Origin of the sequence: Pseudomonas sp. R37(2017) (assembly GCF_002113375.1) — a bacterium.
Classification (GTDB): domain Bacteria; phylum Pseudomonadota; class Gammaproteobacteria; order Pseudomonadales; family Pseudomonadaceae; genus Aquipseudomonas.
This window is the reverse complement of record NZ_NEHO01000001.1, coordinates 182,243-204,838: the sequence shown is the minus strand read 5'-3', so window position 1 is coordinate 204,838 and position 22,596 is coordinate 182,243. Positions and strand designations below refer to the sequence as shown.

Sequence of the window (22,596 nt, the reverse complement as noted above, 5' to 3'; positions counted from 1 at the left end):
GCCGGTCGACGCTCGAATGCTCGCGATGGAAGACCAGGCACCGCGGGGTATCAGGCAGCCAGCGTTATCGTTGACGACCATCGCGAGCATGCTCGCTCCTACAGGGGTGGCGCATAATGGCGTGCCATGTCGTTGTGTCAGGGGCATGGTCGGGAGGTGCTGTATTTGTTGATCAGGTGGCGGAGCATTTTCTTTGTGCTGTTCGGCATGTTGGCGGCCTGCGGCAACGGCGACTCCCTGGAAACCTTGGGCGGCCCGACCATGGGTAGCACCTGGTCGATCAAGTATGTGCGCCATGCCGGGCTGCCGGCGCCGGAGGAGGTCCGCATCCAGGTCGAGCAAATTCTCGCTGACATTGACCGGCAAATGTCGACCTACCGCAGCGACTCGGACATCGAGCGCTTCAATGCATTGCCGGCCAATCGCTGTCAGGCAATGCCGGCGTCAGTCCTCGAGCTGGTCCGTGTGGGCGAGAAACTGTCGGTGCAAAGCGACGGTTCCTACGATCTGACGGTGGAGCCGTTGCTGAACCTCTGGGGATTCGGTCCGCAGGCCCGTGAGGAAAAAGTCCCAGCCGCCGAAGCCCTCGCTGAAGTTCGCCAGCGCGTCGGTTACCAGCACTTGCGTACCGAGGGCGACCAGTTGTGCAAGGACGCCGCCGTCGAGGTTGATTTCAACAGCATCGCCGCCGGTTACGCGGTGGACACGATTGCCGCAAGGCTCGAGGCGATGGGGATCCATGACTACCTCGCCGAAGCCACGGGTGAGCTCAAGGCGTCCGGCAAGAAAGCGGATGGCTCGCCTTGGCGCATTGCCCTGGAAGAGCCTCGGGATGACCGGCAGGTGGCCGAGCGCGTCATTGTTGTCGACGGCTACGGCCTGTCCACTTCCGGCGACTACCGGAATTACTTCGTGCAGGGCGGTCGGCGTTTTTCCCACACCTTCGATGCTCGCATCGGTGCGCCAGTGTCACATGACCTGGCGTCGGTCACGGTGATTCATCCTTCCGCATTGATGGCCGATGGCTTATCGACGCTGTTGCTGATTCTCGGTCCGGAGCGTGGTTGGGACTACGCAGAAAAACACGATATCGGTGCGTTTTTTGTGATTCGTGCCGATACAGGTTTCGTTACGCGCAGCAGTCACGCTTTTGAACGCCTCAGTGGCAAAAAAACCGAGTGATTGTGGCGATTCGAGCATTGAAAACTGGCGTTGTAGTGCAGGCAAAAGTAGCCTACGACGCGACCAAGGGTTAATGTGCGCGGCGTTGACGCTTCTATAGACTGTGTCCGGGTTCTGCACTGGCCCCAAATTGTTCCTTCATGCCACGCATTGGCGTGATTTAGCCGCAGGTGCCGAGGGTGCCGCGGCCTGTTCTGAGGAGTACGCATGGCTGTCTACAACTACGACGTGGTGGTGTTGGGTTCCGGCCCGGCGGGGGAAGGCGCGGCAATGAACGCCGCCAAGGCAGGGCGCAAGGTCGCGATGGTCGATAGCCGTCGCCAGGTCGGCGGCAACTGCACTCACTTGGGCACCATCCCGTCCAAGGCACTGCGTCACTCGGTGCGGCAGATCATGCAGTTCAACACCAACCCGATGTTCCGGGCCATCGGTGAACCGCGCTGGTTCTCGTTTCCGGACGTGTTGAAAAGCGCCGAGAAAGTCATCTCCAAGCAAGTCGCTTCGCGCACTGGCTACTACGCCCGTAACCGCGTCGACGTGTTTTTCGGCACCGGCAGTTTCGCCGACGAGCAAACCATCGAAGTGGTCTGCGCCAACGGCGTGGTCGAGAAGCTGGTGGCCAAGCACATCATCATTGCCACCGGTTCGCGTCCTTATCGCCCGGCGGACATCGATTTCCACCACCCGCGTATCTACGATAGCGACACCATCCTCAGCCTCGGCCACACTCCGCGCAAACTCATTGTTTATGGCGCCGGCGTGATCGGTTGCGAATACGCCTCGATCTTCAGTGGTCTGGGTGTATTGGTCGAGCTGGTGGACAACCGTGGCCAGCTGTTGAGCTTCCTCGACTCGGAAATTTCCCAGGCCCTGAGTTATCACTTCAGCAACAACAACATCACGGTTCGCCACAACGAAGACTACGACCGCGTCGAAGGCGTGGACAACGGTGTGATCCTGCACCTCAAGTCCGGCAAGAAGATCAAGGCCGACGCCTTGCTCTGGTGCAACGGTCGTACCGGCAACACCGATCAGCTGGGTCTGGAAAACATCGGCGTGAAGGTCAACAGCCGTGGCCAGATCGAAGTCGACGAGGCGTACCGCACCTGCGTGCCGAACATCTACGGCGCCGGTGACGTGATCGGCTGGCCAAGCCTGGCCAGTGCCGCCCACGACCAGGGCCGCTCGGCCGCTGGCAGCATCGTCGAGAACGGTAGCTGGCGTTTCGTCAATGACGTACCGACCGGCATCTACACCATTCCGGAGATCAGCTCGATCGGCAAGAACGAGCAGGAACTGACCCAGGCCAAGGTGCCTTACGAAGTAGGCAAGGCCTTCTTCAAGGGCATGGCGCGTGCGCAGATCGCCGGCGAGCCGCAAGGCATGCTGAAGATCCTGTTCCACCGTGAAACCCTGGAAGTGCTGGGCGTCCACTGCTTCGGTTATCAGGCGTCGGAGATCGTACACATCGGTCAGGCGATCATGAACCAGCCGGGCGAACTCAACACCCTGAAGTACTTCGTCAACACTACGTTCAACTACCCGACCATGGCCGAAGCCTACCGGGTAGCGGCGTACGACGGCCTCAACCGGCTTTTTTGAGCGGCTCCGGCCGGTGGCCTGAGCCGGCCGGGGAGACCGATTTCAGCAATTCTCGAGCGTGGCGGTGGCCAAACCGGGAAAGTCTGTAATCAGGCTGTCAACGCCGAAGTCGGCGAGTCTGCGCATCAGTGCAGGCTCGTTGACGGTCCACACCGACACATGCAGCCCCTGACGCTGCGCCCTTTGCAGGCGTTCCGGCGTGCACAGGGTCCAGTTCAGCGCCAGAATCTCACAGCCATAGCTGGCCGCGACCTTCAATGGGTCGAGCCAGGCGTATTCGGCCACCAACCCGCGGGATACGTCCGGCACCAGCTCCAGCGCCGCCTTGAGCACTTCACGGGAACTCGAAGTGATCGTCACCTTGTCCATCAGGCCATGACGCTGGACCATTTCGCGAATCGCCAGCACGGTGGTCGCGGCACGCGTCCGTGATGCGCTTTTGACTTCCAGCTGCCAGTGATCGAAGTCGCATTTCTCGAACAGTTCTTCCAGTGTCGGAATCGGGCAAGGCTTGATCCAGCCCGGGCCACCCTTGCGTGCGTCATAGGTCACAAGCTCGGCGGCGGTATGTTCGACGACCTTGCCGCGACGGTCGGTGGTGCGCTTGAGGGTCGGGTCGTGGATGACCATCAGCTCGCCGTCCATGGACAGGTGCAGGTCCAGTTCGCAACGGCGTACGCCGTGCTTGAGGCATTCCTGAAAGCTGGTCAGGGTGTTTTCCGGTGCTTCGCCCTTGGCGCCGCGATGGCCGTAGATGAGGGTCACGGTTCTTCCTTAAATTAATTGCCTGAGTCGAGTTGTTCGCGGGCCAGGCGTCGTTCCTGGGCCTGCTTTTGCAAGATGTGGCGGGCCAGCAGTTGGCGCTGGGCATCGGTCAGGTGTTCGAACTCGGTACCCACGTCATAGCCTTCGCCCTTGTGGTCGCAATGGGTGACGCGAGCCCGCAGCAGCAAGCCCAGGGCTTGCGGCATCAGCACCAGTTTGACCGACAGGCGTGCGCCGGTGGCGATGGGCGAGGGGTGCTGGAAGTCGATACCGCCTTCGGAGATGATCACCGGCTGCGGTTCACCGATCTGCCCGAGTACGGTAATGGCGATCACCTGGCTCAACAAGTCGATGCGTTTGTTCTGGGATTTGAGGAACGCCGCGATGTTCCGGTCGCGTTCGCTGATCTGGCGCAACAGGTGTTGCGACTCGAATTCACTCAGGTGAAGTTCGCTGAGCAGGTTGAAGAGTGGGGAAGCATCCTGCAACACTTCCTGGCCTGTGGCTTCGGTAGCGGACAGGGGCCGAATTTCCAGTGCGATCGTATCCTCGATACGGTAGTATTCGCGGCGATCTTCTTCATCTAATGTCGACATGGCGAACCCATGGTAGCGGCGGTGGTCTGAGTGTAAAGCTGGTTATCGACCCCCGCCACAAGGACGTTCCTTTTCCCTCCGAACAAGCCCCGACATGTTCAGACCTCTCTTCGTATTTATCGGCACGCGTTACACCCGTGCAAAGCGTCGCAATCATTTTGTGTCATTCATTTCCCTGACTTCGATGATCGGGCTCGCCCTTGGCGTGGTCGTGATGATCGTGGTGCTGTCGGTGATGAACGGCTTCGATCATGAGATGCGCACCCGCGTGCTGGGCATGGTGCCCCACGCGACCATCGAGTCCGGCGAGCCGATCAGCGATTGGCAAAGCCTGGCCGCGAAGGTCAGGCAGAATCCGCAGGTGACGGCCGTGGCGCCGTTTACGCAAATGCAGGGGCTGCTGACCAATAACGGCAAGGTCTCGAAAGTCCTGCTCAATGCCATCGACCCGGCGCAAGAACGCCAGGTGTCGATCATCGATCACTTCATGACCCAGGGAAAACTCGACGACCTGGTGCCGGGTGAGTTCGGTATCGTCATCGGCGACAAGGCCGCGGCCAAGCTCGGTGCCGCGATCGGCGACAAGCTGACCTTCGTCGCGCCGGAAGTCACCGTGACCCCGGCCGGGATGTTCCCGCGCATGAAGCGTTTTACCGTGGTCGGCATCTTCCATGTCGGCGCCGGCGAACTCGATGGCTATCTCGGCGTCACCACACTGCAGGATCTGGCTCGGCTGCACCGCTGGAAGCCGGACCAGGTGCAGGGCCTGCGCCTGAAATTCGACGACCTGTTCCAGGCACCACGCACCGCGTGGAGCATCGCCCGTGATCTCGGTGAAGACCGCTTCTACGCCCGCGACTGGACCCGCACCCATGGCAACCTGTACCAGGCGATCCGCATGGAAAAAGCCATGATCGGCCTGTTGCTGCTGCTGATCGTTGCCGTCGCGGCATTCAACATCATTTCAACGCTGGTGATGGTGGTGAACGACAAGAAGGGCGATATCGCGATCCTGCGCACACTGGGCGCGACGCCGGGCACGATCATGCGTACGTTCATGGTGCAAGGCACCGTCATTGGCGTAGTCGGTACCGCGATCGGTGCCGTGGTCGGCATCTTCGCCGCGCTGAATGTCAGCGCCGCGATCTCGGCCCTCGAAGGCCTGATCGGGCACAAGTTCCTCAACGCCGATGTGTATTTCATCGATTACCTGCCGTCGCAGGTGCAGAGCCAGGACGTGGTGATGGTCTGTTCCGCGGCGTTGGTCCTGAGTTTCCTCGCCACCCTGTATCCAGCCTGGCGTGCCGCGCGCACCCAGCCTGCGGAGGCGCTACGTTATGAGTGAGTCGGGCATGAGTGATAAAGCAATCTTGAGCTGCCGCAGCCTGGGCAAGTCCTACGAGGAAGGCCCGGAGTCGGTGGAAGTGTTGGCCGGTCTGCAACTGGAGTTGCACCCGGGAGAGCGAGTGGCGATCGTCGGCAAGTCGGGTTCGGGCAAAAGTACCTTGCTCAACTTGTTGGGTGGTCTCGATACGCCGACCAAGGGCAGCGTCTGGCTCGACGGTGAAGAGTTGTCGGCGCTGAGCGAAAAAAAGCGCGGCCTGCTGCGTAATCGCGCCCTCGGCTTCGTGTATCAGTTTCACCACCTGCTGCCGGAGTTCACCGCCCTGGAAAACGTCTGCATGCCACTGCTGATTGGCAAGACCGCGATCCCGCAAGCGCGCCAGCGTGCCACGGCGTTGCTGGAGCGGGTAGGGCTGGGCCATCGCCTGGAGCACAAGCCCGCCGAATTGTCCGGTGGTGAGCGTCAGCGCGTGGCCATCGCCCGCGCCCTGGTGAACAATCCAGGCCTGGTGATGCTCGACGAACCGACCGGCAACCTCGATTCCCATACTGCCCAGGGCATTCAGGACCTGATGCTGGAGCTCAGCACCTCGATGCGCACGGCGTTCCTGGTGGTGACCCACGACTTGAACCTGGCCCGCCAGATGGATCGCGTCTTGCACCTGCAGGAAGGTTGCCTCACGCCCATCTGATTGGCTGAAACCCGATGTCTGAAAGGCGTCGGGTCTTTTATTTTTATACGGTGCCCCAGCGAATGTTCAGACCGTTATCGATCTTTATCGGCACGCGCTATACCCGCGCCAAGCGCCGCAATCGCTTTGTCTCCTTCATCTCGATGACCTCGATGATCGGCCTCGCCCTGGGCGTGCTGGCGATGATCGTGGTGCTGTCGGTGATGAACGGCTTCCAGCGCGAAATGAGCTCGCGCATCCTCGGCATGGTGCCGCACGCCACCATCGTCGGCGTCAACCCGATCGATGACTGGAAACCGGTGGCAGCGGCGGCGATGAAAAACCCGCAAGTGACGGCAGCGGTGCCGTTCACCGAGATGGAAGGCATGCTGTCCTACAAGGGCACGATGCAGCCCATTCAGGTCAGCGGTATCGACCCGGCGCTGGAAGGCCAGGTGTCGATTGTCGCCAAGCACATTGTCCAGGGCAGTCTGGAAGCCCTGAAACCGGGCGAATTCGGCGTGGTGATCGGCGAGATCACGGCGCGCCGCTTCCGCTTGAATGTCGGCGACAAGATCACCCTGATCGTGCCGGAAGTCAGCAATGCACCGGGCGGCATTACCCCGCGCATGCAACGACTGAATGTGGTCGGGGTGTTCAAGGTCGGTGCCGAGCTGGATGGCACGATGGCGCTGATCCACATGGCCGATGCCGCGCAGATGCAGCACTGGGAGCCGAATCAGGTGCAGAGCGTGCGCCTGGCGGTGAGGGATCTGTACGCCGCGCCGCAAGTGTCGAGCGACATCGCCACGGGATTGGGCGCCGCCTACAAGGCTGATGACTGGACCCACACCCAGGGCAGTCTGTTCAGCGCCATGAAGATGGAAAAAACCATGATTGGCCTGCTATTGCTGATGATTGTCGCGGTGGCGGCGTTCAACATCATCGCGACCCTGATCATGGTGGTGAACGACAAGGGCGCGGACATCGCGATCCTGCGTACCATCGGCGCCACGCCACGGCAGATCATGGCGATCTTCGTGGTGCAGGGCACGGTGATCGGTATCGTCGGCACCTTGATTGGCGGTGTACTGGGCGTGATTGCCGCGCTGAACGTCAGCCAGATCGTGGGCTGGATCGAGCGGGTCAGCGGGCAGCACATCTTCAGCTCCGATGTGTATTTCGTCAGTAACCTGCCGTCCGAACTGCAAGGCGCGGATGTGGCGCTGATCTGCACGGCGGGCTTTGTCATGAGCTTCCTGGCCACGGTTTACCCGGCATGGCGGGCGGCGAAGATCGAGCCGGCTACCGCGCTGCGCTATTCGTGATCTGATATACCGCTTTCGCGAGCAGGCTCGCTCCCACAAGAGCTCGGAGTCAACTGTGGGAGCGAGCCTGCTCGCGAAGGGGGCGAAACTGCCAGCCTCAATCCCCCCTTGGCAACTCGATCACAAACCGCGTCCACCCATTCGCAGATTCACAACGAATCTGCCCGCCATGGGCGCGGATGATCGACTGGGTGATCGCCAACCCCAATCCCGCATGTTCACTGCTGCCTTCGCGGCGTGCCGGGTCAGCCCGGTAAAATCGGTCAAACAGGCGCGGCAGCAGTTGCGGATCAATGCCATCACCCGAGTTTTCCACCCGCAGGCTCAGGCAATCGGGTTGCTCCTCGATCCTGACCTGCACTGTGCCCTTGACCGGGGTGAAGCGCAGCGCGTTGTCCAGCAGGTTCGACAACGCCCGCCGCAACATGCTGCGATCACCCTCTATGCGACCCAGGCCTTCACGGCTGAGTGTGACCTGGGCGTCTTCCGCCAGGGGTGCAAAAAACTCCAGCAGCAGATCCGTTTCCTGTCCCAGTTCCAATGGCTCGCGCTTGGGGATCAGCAGGCCATGGTCAGCCTTGGCCAGGTAGAGCATGTCATTGACCAGTTGCGCCATCCATTGCAGCTCCTCGAGATTGCTGTGCAGCGCCTCGCGATAGTCCTCGATCGGGCGGGGACGGGTGAGGGTGACTTGCGTGTGGGTCAGCAGGTTCGACAGTGGCGTACGCAGTTCATGGGCAATGTCGGCGGAGAACGCAGACAGGCGCTGGAACGAGTCGTCGAGGCGTCCGAGCATGGCGTTGAAGTTGTGGGCCATTTCCGCCAGTTCCGGTGGCATGTTTTCTTCAGGCAACCGCGAGTTCAGCGATTGCGCGGAAACACCGCTGGCCATCGCGCTGATACGCCGTAACGGACGCAAGCCGCTGCGTGCCGCCCAGGCGCCCAGCAGCGCGGTGGCCAAGGCTGACAGGCCGACGGTCAGCCAGATCAAATGCTGCATGCGTTGCAGAAAATGCTGGTGGTGGGTGATGTCCAGCAGCAGGGTCAGTTGCGGTGACTCGGGTTTGTCGGTGAACAGCGGCGCATTCAGTACGCGGTAATCCGTGCCTTCATGGCTCACCGTCGACAATCCGGGCTGGCGCGGCAATGCCGGTGGAATGTTGGTCGAGCTGTCATACCAGCGCTGGCCGTCGCTGCCGGTGATGCGCAGGGACAGGTCAGCCTGCCGGCTCAGTTCCTCCGCCAGCCTCACCTCGCTGTCACTCGACCGATAGTCGTGCAGGGCGCGGCGCAAGCCAATCAACTTGCCGTCCAGCAGTTGCTGGTCGAGTTCAATGAAGTGCGCCTCGCTGGCGCGGCTGAACAGCACGCCTGCGAACAACGACACCACGGCGGTGCAGGCGGCGAACAACAGCGCCAGGCGGTTGCTCAAGGACATTCGGCGCATCAGGCGGGGCGCTCTTCAAGGACGTAACCCATGCCGCGTACGGTGTGAATCAGCTTGTTGGGGAATTCATCGTCGATCTTCAGGCGCAGGCGGCGGATCGCCACCTCGATGACATTGGTGTCGCTGTCGAAATTCATGTCCCAGACCTGGGACGCAATCAGTGACTTGGGCAGGACTTCGCCCTGGCGGCGCAGGAGCATTTCCAGCAGGGCGAATTCCTTGGCGGTCAGGTCGATACGCTGGCCGCTGCGTTCGACCCGGCGACGAATCAGGTCCAGGCGCAAATCGGCCAGTTGCAGGCTGGTCTCCTGAGGTGTGGCGCTGCCGCGACGCAACAGACTGCGGACCCGGGCCAGCAATTCGGAGAAGGCAAATGGCTTGACCAGATAATCGTCGGCGCCCAGTTCGAGGCCGTGAACCCTGTCCTCCACGGCGTCACGGGCGGTCAGGAAAAGTACCGGCGTGTCGAGGCCGGCGCTACGCACCGCTTGCAGAATCTGCCAGCCGTCACGACCTGGCAGCATCACATCAAGAATCAGCAGGGCATACTCGCCGCTGAGGGCCAATTGCTGGCCGGTGTTGCCGTCGGTCACCAGTTCCGTGTTGAACCCGGCCTCGGCCAGGCCCTGGCGCAGGTAATGGCCGGTTTTCGGTTGGTCTTCGACGATCAGCAGTTTCATGGGCGACTCTTGGCAAAGGGTACGAACGCTTTATACCGTGGGCAGCGTTCATGCAGGTCAACCTGACAAAGTTGTAATCTGGCTGTCAGGTTACGGGCAGTGCCAGCAGTTTAGAGTCTTGCACATGCTTAGCCTTGTCTTGTTGGAGTACGACGATGTTTTTACGCAAATCCGTGGCACAAATCCTGTGTTTGCTGGCACTGAGTTCACCCGCGTGGGCGGACACCGGGCATACCTACGATTTTGGCCAGCCGGCCCCGGCGTCCCAGGCGACCCGTAGCGTCGAGGTGGTCATGGGGGACATGTCCTTCACGCCGAAGGCCATCGATATCAAGGCCGGGGAAACCGTGCGCTTCGTGCTGGTCAACAAAGGCCAGTTGTTGCATGAATTCAACCTGGGGGATGCGGCGATGCACGCCAAACACCAGCAGGAAATGTTGCAGATGCAACAGAGCGGCATGCTGACGCCCACCGGCATGAAGGCCATGGATCACGGCAATATGGCCGGCATGGATCACAGCAAGATGGACCACGGCATGAAGCATGACGACCCCAACAGCGTGCTGGTGGAGCCGGGCAAGACCGCCGAGCTGACCTGGACCTTCAGCAAGGCCACCAACCTGGAGTTTGCCTGCAACATCCCCGGCCATTATCAGGCCGGCATGGTCGGCAAACTGACTGTCAGTCAGTAAGCACTCAAAGGCGGGAGCAAAGGCTGATAGAATCTGCTGATTCTTCAGTCAGGTTTCCGCCATGCATCCCGCAGCCGAACACTCGCCGCTGGGCAAGTCCAGCGAATACATCGCCACCTACACGCCGTCCCTGCTGTTCCCGATCCCGCGCACCGCGAAATGGGCGGAACTGGGCCTGACGGCGCAAACCCTGCCGTACAAAGGCGTGGACTTCTGGAACTGCTTCGAACTGTCCTGGCTGCTGCCGTCGGGCAAGCCCGTGGTGGCGATCGGTGAGTTCAGCATTCCGGCGGATTCCCCGAACATCATCGAATCGAAGTCGTTCAAGCTGTACCTCAATTCCTTGAACCAGACGCCGTTTGCCGACACCGCGAGCCTTGAAGCGACGCTGGCCAGGGACTTGTCGGCGGCTGCCGGCAAGCCGGTGGGCGTGCGCATCCGCAGCCTCAAGGAAGTTGAAAGCGAAGGCGTCGTGGCCTTGCCGGGCGTGTGTATCGATGAGCTGGATATCAGCGTCAGCAACTACGAGCACCCGCGGCCGGAACTGCTGCGTTGCGATGATTCGCGCATTGTCGAGGAGAGCGTGCACAGCCATTTGCTCAAGTCCAACTGTCCGGTCACCAGCCAGCCGGACTGGGGCAGCGTGGTGGTGGAGTACCGTGGTGCGGCGCTGGATCACGCGAGCCTGCTCGAGTACATCGTCAGCTTCCGTCAGCATTCGGATTTCCATGAGCAATGTGTGGAGCGGATCTTCCTCGACCTGCAGCGGTTGCTCAAGCCCGAGAAACTGACAGTGTATGCGCGCTATGTGCGGCGTGGCGGGCTGGATATCAACCCGTATCGCAGCACCGAAGAGGTGCAACTGCCGAACCACCGTCTGGTCCGTCAATGAAGATCTAATGTGGGGGCGGCGGTGCGGCGATCCGACTTGCTCGCGAAGACGGCTTCACATTCAACGATGATGTTGACTGACCCACCGCTTTCGCGAGCAAGCCCGCTCCCACAGGGGATTTGTATTGCCAAGCGTAGAAATGAAAAAGCCCTGCTGGCGAAAGCAGGGCTTTTTTGCATCGGGAGGGTTCAGATCCCCATGTTGGCCAAGGCCTGACCAATGTTGCGCAGGGTGCCAGCAAGGGTAGGGTGTTCGAGTTCGAAGCGCTCAACGGCCAGGTTCACACCATCGGCGAGGCTGGCGTCCTGGGTTTTGGTTTCAAGCTCAAGCTTCAATTCAATCTGCTGCATGAGCTCATGCAGTTCGGCGCGCTCTGCTTCAGACAATGGAGGATTCTGTTCCAGTTGCTCGCGCAGGGCATTGAGTTGGTCTTGCAGTTCGCGGGCAGGCATGGCGTTCTTCCTTTTATCGATAGGCACTGGCATGGACCAAGGCGATGCGCCAACGGTCGATGGCTGACCTTTAGATTAATCCACTCGCGCGCAACGTGCATGATCTCGATCAGGGCTTTTCGCCCTTGAGCCGACGCAAGCTGATGTCGGCCAGGCAGGTGTCGAGTTCACCGAGGTGATCGATCACCGAGTGTACGCCCAGGCCGAACAGTTGCATCGTGGCCCTGGCGCGTTTGCTGTCGCGCTCCTGCTGGGTCAACATTTGCCATTGCCGGGGCGTCAAGCCGCACAGCGAGCCGCAGGACGCCAGGCCGATGGTCCACAACCCGGCATTGAGTCCCGCTTGCAGCAGGCGGGGCTCACCGCTCACCAGTACACAACCGTCGAGTCGTTCGACGTTCAGGGTCATCAAGGCTTGCCAGCAGGCATTCGGGGCGGGCCATGGATTATTTGTTGCTGGATGTTGCGATGATCTGATCCATTCCGGCAACGCAGCGGCCAGGGATAGGCTGAGGGCAGGGGGTAGTTCATCGAGCCAGGCACAGGGGATTTGCTGGCGCTGCAAGCTGCGCAGGCTATCCAGTGCGCCGGGCGTGGGCTCGGCGTGTTCGGCCAGGTGGCTGCCGTGCCGGTGCGTGTATGCGCCGAAATCCACCAGGCAGCCACTGAGGCCGAACAGGACGGCAGTCGGGGTGGGTGCGGTTTGGGGCAAGGCTTCGGCGAGCGGCATATGGACGTCCCTGAAATAGCCTGAAGGCTAGCGGGCAACGGTGACAGTTGAGTGACACGGATGTGAATGGCTCACAATTGGCACGATTCCTGTGGCGCGGTTTCAGGGCAAAGTGCCTTAAATGGCGTTTACGTCTTATACTTGCCCACTTGATGCCCGGGCCAGGCGCCCGAGCCGGTACAAACCAGGGAGTTTTTTTTCTATGCGCTGGAGCAAACATCTAGCCAGGATTTGTGTATGCGCCAGCGTGACGCTGGTCCCGTTCGTTGCCCAGGCAGCCTCGGAAGATGATCCTTGGGAAAGCGTCAACCGCCCGATCTACAAGTTCAACGATGTGATCGACACCTACGCGCTGAAGCCCTTGGCCCAGGGCTACCAGTACGTAGCGCCGCAGTTTGTCGAGGACGGCGTGCATAACTTCTTCCAGAACATCGGTGATGTGCGCAACCTGGCCAACGATATCCTGCAGGCCAAGCCTCGCGCCGCGGGCGTCGATACCGCACGCATCATTTTCAACACCACCTTCGGCCTGCTGGGCTTGATCGATGTCGGCACCAAAATGGGCCTGCAGCGCAATGACGAAGACTTCGGCCAGACGCTCGGTTACTGGGGGGTCGGCAGCGGCCCGTACGTGATGCTGCCACTGCTGGGGCCAAGCACCTTGCGTGACGCGCCTTCCAAGTACGTCGACAGCTATACCGGCCCTTATCGTTACGTAAACGACGTGCCTGTGCGCAACTCGTTCTACGCCCTGGACATCATCGATACCCGTGCCAATCTGCTGTCGAGCGAGAAGCTGATCACGGGCGACAAGTACACCTTCATCCGTAATGCGTACTTGCAGAACCGTGAATTCAAGGTGAAAGACGGTCAGGTTGAAGACGATTTTTGACGTCGACCGGTAAATTGAAAAAGGCGGCCCTCAAGGCCGCCTTTTTTGTCTGCGAAGTCCCGCATATGGATGAAATCGCGTTTTTCGCTATTGTCCCGACCGGTTTGACTCATGGCTTCAACCTTCCATTGGGTTACGGATCTGTCTGTTCTTATAACTCTCTGTGATTTGACAAATAAAGACCTCGAGCGACCATCGGCGTGAGCTTGAAACGCCCCGCGGATGGGAGTACCGTCTGCGCCTTAGAAGGGCACCTCTGGTGTACATGTGTGTAGGGCAAATGCCCGAAAGCGGTGCGACAGAGAGGCTAGAAAGCGAATCCAGTAGACAGTGCCGGGTCAAGTTCCCCGCCTGCTACGCCAACCTAATTCTGGCGCCGTTTGCCCACATGCCAAAAACCAGTGCCACGCTGCTGATAATCGATGATGACGAAGTAGTGCGCGCGAGCCTCGCCGCCTATTTGGAAGACAGTGGTTTCAGCGTCTTGCAGGCCAGCAATGGTCAGCAGGGTCTTCAGGTATTCGAGCAAGACAAGCCCGACTTGGTCATCTGCGATCTGCGCATGCCGCAGATGGGCGGACTCGAACTCATCCGCCAGGTGACCGACCTGGCGCCGCAAACGCCGGTGATCGTGGTGTCGGGTGCGGGCGTGATGAACGACGCGGTCGAAGCCCTGCGCCTGGGCGCGGCGGACTACCTGATCAAGCCTCTCGAAGATCTGGCTGTGCTCGAGCACTCCGTGCGCCGGGCCCTGGATCGTGCGCGCCTGTTGCTGGAGAACCAGCGCTACCGCGAGAAGCTGGAAAAGGCCAACCGCGAACTCGAGGCCAGCCTGAACCTGCTCCAGGAAGACCAGAACGCCGGTCGCCAGGTGCAGATGAACATGCTGCCGGTCAGCCCCTGGACCATCGACGAATTCAAATTCGCTCACCAGATCATCCCGTCGCTGTACCTGTCGGGTGATTTCGTCGACTACTTTCGCGTCGACGAGCGCCGGGTAGCGTTCTACCTGGCGGACGTTTCCGGTCATGGCGCCTCTTCAGCCTTCGTCACCGTGCTGTTGAAGTTCATGACCACGCGCTTGCTGTTCGAATCCAAGCGCAGCGGCACCTTGCCGGAGTTCAAGCCTTCAGAGGTTCTTGGTCATATCAACCGGGGCCTGATCAGTTGTAAGCTGGGTAAACACGTCACAATGGTCGGTGGAGTCATCGACGAGGAGACCGGTTTGTTGACCTATAGCATCGGCGGTCATTTGCCGTTGCCAGTGTTGTACACGCCAGACAGTGTTCGTTATCTGCAAGGGCGTGGTCTGCCGGTGGGCCTCTTCAACGAAGCCACCTACGAAGACCACGTGCTGGAACTGCCGCCGACGTTCAGCCTGACGCTGATGTCTGATGGCATTCTGGATCTTTTGCCAGAACCCACACTCAAAGAAAAAGAAGCGGCGTTGCCCCAACGGGTCAAGGCGGCGGGCGGCACCCTGGATGGGTTGCGGCAGGTTTTTGGATTGGCCACGCTAGGGGAGATGCCGGATGATATCGCCCTGTTGGTGCTGAGCAGGAATCTTTGATGAGTACCGGTAGAATCCAGTTCGCCGAGCAGGATGGCACCTTCGTCCTGAAGTTCGTCGGTGAAGTTCGCCTGACCCTGTGTTCGGCGTTGGATGCGACTATTGAGCGGATCTTCAATGCGTTGAATTTCAACGCGATCGTGATCGATCTGACCGAAACCCGCAGCATCGACAGCACCACACTTGGCCTGCTGGCCAAGCTGTCGATCCTGTCGCGGCAGAAAGTCGGCCTGCTGCCGACCGTCGTCACCACCCACGAAGACATCACGCGACTGCTGCAGTCCATGGGCTTCGAGCAGGTCTTCAACATCGTCGACAAGCCGGTGCCGTGCCCGGAATGCCTGGACGACCTGCCAGACCAGGATCAGTCAGAAGAAGTGGTGCGGATCAAAGTGCTCGAAGCGCACAAGATCCTCATGGGCTTGAACGATACCAATCGTGAAGCCTTCCATGACCTGGTAAATGCCCTCGAGCGCCACTGATCCTGTAGGAGCGAGCATGCTCGCGATGGTGGTAAACGATTACGCGGGCTGCCTGGATGCCCGCGGCGTCGGGGCTTCCATCGCGAGCATGCTCGCTCCTACAGGGGCAACCCAAAGCAGCTCACAAAAAAGGGCGAACCCACCAGGGTTCGCCCTTTTTGCATTACACCCGCTCAGATCACAGCTTGGCCTGCAACAACGCCTCAAGCTTCTCCTGATCCCGCGCGAACTGACGAATGCCTTCAGCCAGTTTCTCGGTCGCCATCGCGTCTTCGTTGGACAACCAGCGGAACTGCGATTCGTTGAGGCTCAGGCGCGCTTCACCGGCATGGCCGGGCGAGAGTTTGCGCTCCAGCTTGCCGCTATCCGCTGCCAGTTTGTCGATCAGGTCCGGGCTGATGGTCAGGCGGTCGCAGCCGGCCAGTTGCTCGATCTGGCCCAGATTGCGGAAGCTCGCGCCCATGACCACGGTCTTGTAGTCATTGGCCTTGTAGTAGTTGTAGATGCGCGTTACCGACTGCACACCCGGATCATCCGCGCCGGTGTAGTCGTTGCCATTGGCTTTCTTGTACCAGTCGTAGATACGGCCCACGAACGGCGAAATCAGGAACACCCCGGCGTCTGCGCAGGCGGCTGCCTGGGCAAAGGAAAACAGCAGGGTCAGGTTGGTCTGGATGCCTTCCTTTTCCAGGATCTCGGCGGCGCGGATGCCTTCCCAGGTGGAGGCGATCTTGATCAGCACGCGATCACGGCCGATACCGGCCTTGTCGTACAGTTCGATCAGGCGATGCGCACGCTTGAGCATGGCATCGGTGTCGAACGACAGGCGTGCATCCACTTCGGTGGAAATGCGGCCCGGGATCACTTTGAGAATCTCTTGCCCCACCGCCACGCCAAAACGGTCGCTGGCCAGACCCACATCGCCCTTGCAGTCATGGACGCTGGCGTTCAGCAGCTCGGCGTACGCCGGAATGGCCGCAGCCTTGAGCAGCAGGGAAGGGTTGGTGGTGGCGTCCACCGGTTTAACGCGAGCGATAGCTTCGAAGTCGCCAGTATCGGCAACCACGGTGGTCATTTGTTTGAGTTGTTCCAGCTTGGAAGTCATGGGCGTGCTCTGTCCTATGGGTCTGATGACATTACCCGAGCGCTGACAGCCACTCAAGGGTGTGTGGGTGCAGGTAGCGCTTTAGCGGCAACATCCTGAATACGGTATGACAAATTTGATGCCGGGCGGGCGCACAGGTTCAACCCATTGGGCGGTTGACTCTATAACGTATTAAGCCGGACCATTCGGGGGAAGTGTATTGGAATCAAATCTGTGTTTCGCCCAGTACTAAGGAATAACCGTCATGCTGCCTGCCGCGTTGGTTGTAGCCGGCTGGCTGTGGTGTACTGCACCGTCATTAAGAAATGCTCAAAGTTGCGCGTCACGACGTTAAATTCAGTCTAAAACCATGGGATTAATTGTCCGGTTGGAAGAAGCCGTGGTTGATAGGATCAAGTTGCCTGCGTGACACTTTATATGCATATAAAATGAGTGGCGTGTGATGACTATCATTGAAAAAAATACAACAATCAATGTTCTTCAGACCGTTCGGGCTCCTGTTGGAGAGGTATTGAGCGAGTTGCCTGCGGCGCTGGCCAGGGCCAACATGATGCTGGGCTTTGACTCGACAGGGAGTCCGGCCATGTTGATACCCACTACCGATGCGGGTGTTCAGTTGGCAGTCGATTTGAAGAACTCTACCGAGCTTGATAAGGGCGCCGCTTTGGTGGGGTTCAGATCCCGCAATCTTGAGAAAAAACTAAGCGATGTTCTTGATGTCCGTGACTTTGGTGCTACCGGTGTTGGCGATAACACCGTTGCCATTAACTCAGTTATTGCTTACGCCATGGCCAATGGCATCAAGTGGATTCGTCTCGCCGACAATACAACCTATACAGTTGGTACGTTGGTAGGCGCATCAAATGTTAATTTTATCGGTAATAAATCAAGGCTCTCGAACGGTTACTTTCGGGTTTATGACGTGGATGCCTTCGGTAGACTGACCCTGCCGTCGTCCATTACATCATTCTGGCCGCACGCAGTTTATATGAATGCGGATGGATCCGGGTCTACCGATTATAATGCGCGTACGATAAAACCCCACGGTAAACGCTATTACGTTCGGCACACAGGGGGCGCGTCCAGTAATGACGGATTGACCTTTGCAACCGGGCTGAACAGCATACAGGCGGCATTGGCAAAGCCGGATGTGGTGGAGATCGTCCTCCAGCCTGGCGATTATCCCCTTATCGATAATGCATTTGGTGAGGTCCTTCTTCCGAGAAATATTTCCATCACCGTGCTTGGCGGCGGCGCCGCGAATATCTATGGCTGCTTGTTCAACCTTGCCTGGGCACCGGATACCACCTACCCATGGGTATATTCCACGTCGGTCAGTAACACGGCCAACGGGCGTTTTGCCTGGGATTCCAAGTATAAAGATCGAAATGGCGACTTCATGCAATATCAGGTGCTGTCCAGCGCAGCTGCTGTTGCGGAAACACCTGGTTCAGCCTGCTTTCAGGACGGAAAGGTGTATTTGAAGACTGTTGATGGTCGTATTCCTGATGTGGACATCCGTATTTTTCAAGACTCAACATTTCGTGTGACCGGGCCTTATATTTTTTATACCGAGGGCTTGAATTTTGTAGGAGTACAGAATGTCCTCACGCGAGCTGCGGCCGAAAACATGACCCCGCTTTGGGTCGCTGTGGATTGTTCGTTTGGTTATTGTGAAAATTACGGTGTGTCCGGAGGAGGCAGTTTTCGATCGGAAGGTGGAAATACAATATTCCTGCGTTGCACCGCATATAAATCCAGGTTCGATGGTTTCAATTATCATCAATGGAATGCGATATTGCAGAACTGCGGCTGGCATGTGGAAATTGATTGTGTCGGTCGAGACAACGGTGCAACAGGGGAGGGGAATAACCAAGGCTCGTCCCTCCACGATGGCGGCAAGATTTTACGCATAAACGGCCATTACGCGCGCAACGAAGGTCCGAATCTGGAAGACGTGAATGTAAATACCGTGTCTTACAATGTCGGTTGTTTATTGGAAGACTCATTGAAAATCGCTGTGCCCCGTCATATACAGTCGGCACAAGGTGCAACGATATATTGTGTGGGTGTAAAAATGCGTGGTCGTGCTGATTTTGACGCGGTTACGGCCGAAGGCTCAAAGATTATTCATTACAAATGCGCTTTCACTCGATTGGCTGGTCGAGCATTCGATCACGAGCAGTTCAATCCGGTATGTGTTTAAACCATGAGTCAGGCAGAGTCGTGTTTGCCCGGATGAGGTGTGTAGTCAAGGATTGATTGCACTGTCAGCATTATTGAATGAAAGAGTTTTTGCTCTTGCCTGATAAAATCCAGTCTTTTAAAAAAAATTACTGTCCCGACGATCGTTCATGCAAATGGCCGGCGTCACAAGCGCTGGCCTATTTGCTACAACCGCGACTTCGTCTTGGTCGCAAGGTCAGGAACACAACATTGACAAACAGCAGCCTCTGATTCCGGGGGATTATGCCTGCACACAACTCGCCAAGGATCTCGTGATAGCAGATGGGGGAATCAATCTGGATTGGGCGATAAATTCATTGGAGCAAGCAATCCAGTGTGAGTCTGATGTCCGCAAGTCCAAATATGTTGGAGTGCTTCAGTTTGAACGGCTAATTGAAAAAAAGACAGCCTGTGCCAGAACTGGCTGGAATTGGAGTCACGCAATTCAGGCCGCTATAGATTTATCGGAAGCCAAAGGTCTGATCTGTGTCATGCCACCCGGTGTACTCCGGATTACCCAGCCGTTGCAGATGGGGAGCAATTCCAAACTGTTTATTCCCCCCGAAACCATCCTGCTGAAAGACTTTAACAGTCTGGATACATTCGCGGGTACCATAAAAAACAAACGCGACGCTGAAGGAGTTTCTAATGTGCTCGTTTTTGGTGGTGGCACAATAAAATCCAGCTCCGGAAGAATAGGGAAGCACATCGTTTTTTTTAACAGTAACTTTGTGTCGATTGCTAATGTAAAAATACGCAGTACATACTCGGATTGGACGACAAAATTTCAGAATTGTAACTACGTCCTGATTTACGGTAATGATACAGATGTCGAAAATACAGAGGTGCTGACCGATGGGTGGCATTTCAAAGGGGGTTCAAAAAACATTGTGGTTGCCAATAATCGCGTGCGCACTGGTGATGACTGTATAGCATTTACGCAGGAAGTGCAGGGCGTCGATGAATCTGGGGATATTGAACGTGTCACGGTGGTCAACAATACTCTCGATTCCGCTCAGTCGAGCCTGATCAAATTGCATGTCCGAGCAGGAATAAGCACCGCAATACGCCGTATCAGCATCAATAATGTGGACGGTAAGGTCGGCCGAATCAATGAAGGCGGCTTCGCGCTTTATTTATCTGATGAAGGGTTTACCCAGAAAATATCGGATATAAAGGTCTCAAATCTAATAGCGCGTTGCGAGGAAAATGGTGACTATTGCGCAAGGGTGATTGGTTGCAGGGACGTAAAAATCGAAAATTTTGAAGCACGAGATGCGCTTCGGGGAGTATTGATAGAGGATTCATATCGAATCTGCCTGGATCATCTCCAGATCCGTAACCTTCGTGGACAAGGTGTCGATGTGTCATCCGGTATCACGCTTCAGAACACAGACAGGTTCTGGATAACCAACCCCGTCGTTTCAAGAACCCGTCAGCATGGTATTCAATTAGGTTCGCCGGGCAAGCCGGCACACCATGGCGTCGTCGTTGGCGGGGTTCTATCCGAATGTCTATCTACCGGACTCAGACTGGCGAATGCCGCCGAAGTAAGTGTCGAAGGTGTGAAATGTTTGGGGAACAGAAACGGAATCGTAGAGGATCGCGGATCCCGTAAAAACCTCATCCTGCGCAATAGGCTCAGTGGTAACTCCGCTGTTCAACTATCGCTTCTGGGAAACGACACAGTGGATGAAGAAAACGAGGTCAATTGATTTGCTCCAGCAATTCCGCGGTTTTCGTCTTCATCAGCGAGATGTCGCCACGACTTTCAACGGTCAACAAAATTTCACTGGTGCTATCGAGAAGGTCGATCCGGAAGCGCCATTCTGTGAAGGTCATGCTTAATCCGCCTTTTTCCTCAACGTCCAGCGCCTCATGGATGTACAGAGAACGGAGATGCTCAAGTACGGCAAACGTATTGCGAACAGTACATCGGATGTTTCCGGACGAAGGAAAGAGACCGATGCGTTCTACCAGCCACTTGGATTGGGGTGAGGAACATTGAGGTTCATATGACCGCAACCAGGCCATCAATCCACTGCCGCCGTCCGCGAACTTTTGTCCAAGCCCAATGTTTCCCGGTGCAATGGAGTCCAACGACTGGCTGGCGAAGTCGATCGATGATCTGGAAGCTTTCATAATGTTCCTTGTAAGTATAAGGCCGAGTCGAAATGCGGCTCCAAGAGCCTGGAATCTCAGTTACAGGCCTTTCTTATACAAATTCTCATAGCAGAAATTGGTCGCTTCTATATAACCTTCCGCTCCGCCGCAATCGAAACGCTTACCCTTGAATTTGTAGGCGAGTACACAGCCGTTTTGTGCCTGTTTCATGAGCGCATCGGTGATCTGGATTTCTCCACCCTTGCCAGGCTCTGTGTCGGCAATCAGGTCAAAGATGTCGGCTGTAAGGATGTAGCGGCCAATGATCGCCAGGTTGGACGGTGCGTCTTCCGGTTTTGGTTTCTCGACCATGCTGTTGACCCGATAGATGTCATCACGGATCTGCTCGCCGGCAATAATTCCGTATTTATGGGTCTGGTCGAGGGGGACCTCCTGTATTGCAACGATGGAGCAACGGAACTGCTTGTAAAGCGCGATCATCTGCGCCAGAACACCGTCACCTTCCAGGTTCAGGCACAGGTCGTCAGCCAATACCACCGCAAAGGGTTCGTCACCAATCAAAGGCTGCCCTGACAGAATGGCGTGCCCCAAGCCCTTCATCTCCACCTGGCGTGTGTAAGAGAACGTGCATGTCTCCATCAATTCTCGAGTGCCAGAGAGAAATTTTTCCTTATCGCTACCGCGAATCTGATGCTCCAGTTCGTAGCTGATATCAAAGTGGTCTTCCAGCGCCCGCTTGCCTCGTCCTGTAACGATCGCCATGTGCTGCAACCCTGCAGCTCTCGCTTCCTCCACGCCGTATTGAATCAAAGGCTTATTCACGACCGGCAGCATTTCCTTGGGCATGGCCTTTGTAGCGGGTAGAAAGCGAGTGCCGTAACCGGCTGCTGGAAATAGGCATTTACGGATCATGTAAGGTCTCTGTTAAAAAATGAGGGGCTGTTAATAATGTTAGATTTGTGTATTAAACTAACAATTTGGACTGTCAGTTTGCATGCCAATTAGATAGCACGTTGTATGAAGGAAAAGCACGCGAGAATTATAAAATGTTAAGTTTGGTCTGAGTTTGTTCTTGATTGTTATTTATTGTCCATGATCACCGGTGGACGTTATTGGTATATTGTGGCAATAACTGTGCTCCATGAATTAAATGGTTGATGTCTTCGATGATTCGCAGTTAAGATTTTAGCTTGTGGTTAATTCACTCGAGTTTAGTGATTGTTTTTAATGGGGGGTGGATCGAATTCATACCGCCCCCGGGCTGTAAGTTGTTGCTTCGACGCCTTCCATTTAAAACAACGTGCTCAACTGTTACGGATCCAGGGAGGTTGCCGTGTTCAAAAAAATTCTGATGGTCTGTATCGGCAACATCTGCCGCAGCCCCACAGCAGAAATCCTGATGCGCAGCGCGTTAGTCCGGACAGACATTGAGGTTAGGTCCGCGGGATTAGGCGCGTTGGTTGACAGTTCTATCGAGCCGACCGCCCAAAAGCTGCTCGCAGAGCGTGGATATGCACCGATCGAGCACAAGGGCAGGCAGCTGACTTCTGAAGCAGTGAGTTGGGCTGAGCTTATTCTAGTGATGGAGAATCGGCATAAATCCGGCGTTCTGAACCGCGCACCCGAAGCGCTAGGCAAGGTTTTCCTGCTGGGTAAGTGGCAGGGGGACCGTGAAATCAGCGATCCCTATGGTCAAGGCGAGCCCGCTTTCAAACACGCCTATGCGTTGATCGAAGAAGCGGTAAATGCTTGGGCACAGCACCTTGTCCGCTGATGACCATTTTTCTCAAATAGTAACAAGGCAAAGAAACTCACT

Annotated in this window: 22 protein-coding genes; 13 read left to right on the top strand and 9 right to left on the bottom strand. The window is 57.3% G+C overall.

Annotation, left to right across the window (positions count from 1 at the left end; translation table 11 throughout):
* Positions 1-165: 165 nt before the first annotated feature.
* The gene (locus CAG47_RS00995) at positions 166-1,182 is read left to right on the top strand and encodes an FAD:protein FMN transferase (RefSeq protein ID WP_085723435.1); all 1,017 of its coding nucleotides are present in this window, start codon (positions 166-168) and stop codon (positions 1,180-1,182) included.
* A gap of 207 nt (positions 1,183-1,389) precedes the next feature.
* Positions 1,390-2,784: a Si-specific NAD(P)(+) transhydrogenase gene (gene sthA, locus CAG47_RS00990; RefSeq protein ID WP_085723066.1), complete on the top strand. Its 1,395-nt coding sequence runs from the start codon at positions 1,390-1,392 to the stop codon at positions 2,782-2,784.
* A gap of 42 nt (positions 2,785-2,826) precedes the next feature.
* Here sthA and CAG47_RS00985 read toward each other — a convergent pair whose 3' ends face one another.
* Together CAG47_RS00985 and CAG47_RS00980 are read right to left on the bottom strand one after the other, a co-directional pair.
* Positions 2,827-3,549 (bottom strand): glycerophosphodiester phosphodiesterase, encoded by a 723-nt coding sequence (locus CAG47_RS00985; RefSeq protein ID WP_085723065.1) that lies wholly within the window; start codon positions 3,547-3,549, stop codon positions 2,827-2,829.
* 14 nt (positions 3,550-3,563) lie between these two features.
* Entirely contained in the window at positions 3,564-4,145 is a 582-nt protein-coding gene (locus CAG47_RS00980; protein ID WP_085723064.1) for a PilZ domain-containing protein, read from the bottom strand.
* Between the two features lie 94 nt (positions 4,146-4,239).
* Between CAG47_RS00980 and CAG47_RS00975 the strand changes: the two genes are divergently transcribed.
* The 3 genes from CAG47_RS00975 (at position 4,240) to CAG47_RS00965 (ending at position 7,488) form a co-directional block, all read left to right on the top strand.
* Complete coding sequence (locus CAG47_RS00975; protein WP_085723063.1) at positions 4,240-5,490, top strand: lipoprotein-releasing ABC transporter permease subunit; 1,251 nt, start codon at positions 4,240-4,242, stop codon at positions 5,488-5,490.
* A 7-nt stretch (positions 5,491-5,497) separates the two neighbouring features.
* A complete protein-coding gene (gene lolD / locus CAG47_RS00970; RefSeq protein WP_177408900.1) occupies positions 5,498-6,181 on the top strand; it encodes a lipoprotein-releasing ABC transporter ATP-binding protein LolD in 684 nt (227 codons plus the stop codon).
* A 62-nt stretch (positions 6,182-6,243) separates the two neighbouring features.
* Positions 6,244-7,488, top strand: a complete 1,245-nt coding sequence (locus tag CAG47_RS00965; protein WP_085723061.1) for a lipoprotein-releasing ABC transporter permease subunit — start codon at positions 6,244-6,246, stop codon at positions 7,486-7,488.
* 97 nt (positions 7,489-7,585) lie between these two features.
* Here the strand turns inward: CAG47_RS00965 and CAG47_RS00960 are convergent, their stop codons facing one another.
* Complete coding sequence (locus tag CAG47_RS00960) at positions 7,586-8,935, bottom strand: heavy metal sensor histidine kinase (protein ID WP_085723060.1); 1,350 nt, start codon at positions 8,933-8,935, stop codon at positions 7,586-7,588.
* On the bottom strand, positions 8,935-9,615 hold the full coding sequence (locus CAG47_RS00955; RefSeq protein WP_085723059.1) for a heavy metal response regulator transcription factor: 681 nt from the start codon (positions 9,613-9,615) through the stop codon (positions 8,935-8,937). The genes CAG47_RS00960 and CAG47_RS00955 overlap by 1 nt, the downstream gene beginning before the upstream one ends.
* Positions 9,616-9,770: 155 nt before the next feature.
* Here CAG47_RS00955 and CAG47_RS00950 point away from each other — a divergent pair, with 155 nt between their 5' ends.
* The gene (locus CAG47_RS00950; protein ID WP_085723058.1) at positions 9,771-10,307 is read left to right on the top strand and encodes a plastocyanin/azurin family copper-binding protein; all 537 of its coding nucleotides are present in this window, start codon (positions 9,771-9,773) and stop codon (positions 10,305-10,307) included.
* A gap of 61 nt (positions 10,308-10,368) precedes the next feature.
* Entirely contained in the window at positions 10,369-11,199 is an 831-nt protein-coding gene (gene queF, locus CAG47_RS00945) for an NADPH-dependent 7-cyano-7-deazaguanine reductase QueF (RefSeq protein WP_085723057.1), read from the top strand.
* A 188-nt stretch (positions 11,200-11,387) separates the two neighbouring features.
* Here queF and CAG47_RS00935 read toward each other — a convergent pair whose 3' ends face one another.
* The gene (locus tag CAG47_RS00935) at positions 11,388-11,651 is read right to left on the bottom strand and encodes a DUF4404 family protein (protein WP_085723055.1); all 264 of its coding nucleotides are present in this window, start codon (positions 11,649-11,651) and stop codon (positions 11,388-11,390) included.
* 109 nt (positions 11,652-11,760) lie between these two features.
* Positions 11,761-12,381, bottom strand: coding sequence for a phosphatase (locus tag CAG47_RS00930; protein ID WP_085723054.1), 621 nt, complete (start codon positions 12,379-12,381; stop codon positions 11,761-11,763).
* A gap of 202 nt (positions 12,382-12,583) precedes the next feature.
* Here CAG47_RS00930 and CAG47_RS00925 point away from each other — a divergent pair, with 202 nt between their 5' ends.
* From CAG47_RS00925 to rssC, 3 genes are all read left to right on the top strand, one after another.
* A complete protein-coding gene (locus CAG47_RS00925; protein WP_085723053.1) occupies positions 12,584-13,273 on the top strand; it encodes a VacJ family lipoprotein in 690 nt (229 codons plus the stop codon).
* Positions 13,274-13,661: 388 nt separating this feature from the next.
* On the top strand, positions 13,662-14,843 hold the full coding sequence (gene rssB / locus CAG47_RS00920) for a two-component system response regulator RssB (RefSeq protein ID WP_085723052.1): 1,182 nt from the start codon (positions 13,662-13,664) through the stop codon (positions 14,841-14,843).
* Positions 14,843-15,325 (top strand): anti-sigma factor antagonist RssC, encoded by a 483-nt coding sequence (rssC, locus tag CAG47_RS00915; RefSeq protein ID WP_085716736.1) that lies wholly within the window; start codon positions 14,843-14,845, stop codon positions 15,323-15,325. The genes rssB and rssC overlap by 1 nt, the downstream gene beginning before the upstream one ends.
* A 178-nt stretch (positions 15,326-15,503) precedes the next feature.
* On the opposite strand, the gene tal is transcribed toward rssC, so the two are convergent.
* On the bottom strand, positions 15,504-16,430 hold the full coding sequence (gene tal / locus CAG47_RS00910; protein WP_085723051.1) for a transaldolase: 927 nt from the start codon (positions 16,428-16,430) through the stop codon (positions 15,504-15,506).
* Positions 16,431-16,872: 442 nt separating this feature from the next.
* Here tal and CAG47_RS00905 point away from each other — a divergent pair, with 442 nt between their 5' ends.
* Together CAG47_RS00905 and CAG47_RS00900 are read left to right on the top strand one after the other, a co-directional pair.
* A complete protein-coding gene (locus CAG47_RS00905; protein ID WP_085723050.1) occupies positions 16,873-18,636 on the top strand; it encodes a hypothetical protein in 1,764 nt (587 codons plus the stop codon).
* 148 nt (positions 18,637-18,784) lie between these two features.
* Complete coding sequence (locus CAG47_RS00900; protein WP_085723049.1) at positions 18,785-20,371, top strand: right-handed parallel beta-helix repeat-containing protein; 1,587 nt, start codon at positions 18,785-18,787, stop codon at positions 20,369-20,371.
* Here CAG47_RS00900 and CAG47_RS27645 read toward each other — a convergent pair.
* Both CAG47_RS27645 and galU read right to left on the bottom strand, forming a co-directional pair.
* A complete protein-coding gene (locus tag CAG47_RS27645; RefSeq protein ID WP_143515790.1) occupies positions 20,364-20,798 on the bottom strand; it encodes a mannose-1-phosphate guanylyltransferase in 435 nt (144 codons plus the stop codon). The two genes, CAG47_RS00900 and CAG47_RS27645, sit on opposite strands and share 8 nt — an antisense overlap.
* A gap of 60 nt (positions 20,799-20,858) precedes the next feature.
* Positions 20,859-21,692: a UTP--glucose-1-phosphate uridylyltransferase GalU gene (gene galU, locus CAG47_RS00895; protein WP_085723048.1), complete on the bottom strand. Its 834-nt coding sequence runs from the start codon at positions 21,690-21,692 to the stop codon at positions 20,859-20,861.
* 421 nt (positions 21,693-22,113) lie between these two features.
* Here galU and CAG47_RS00890 point away from each other — a divergent pair, with 421 nt between their 5' ends.
* The gene (locus tag CAG47_RS00890) at positions 22,114-22,554 is read left to right on the top strand and encodes a low molecular weight protein-tyrosine-phosphatase (RefSeq protein WP_256577355.1); all 441 of its coding nucleotides are present in this window, start codon (positions 22,114-22,116) and stop codon (positions 22,552-22,554) included.
* Positions 22,555-22,596: the final 42 nt, after the last annotated feature.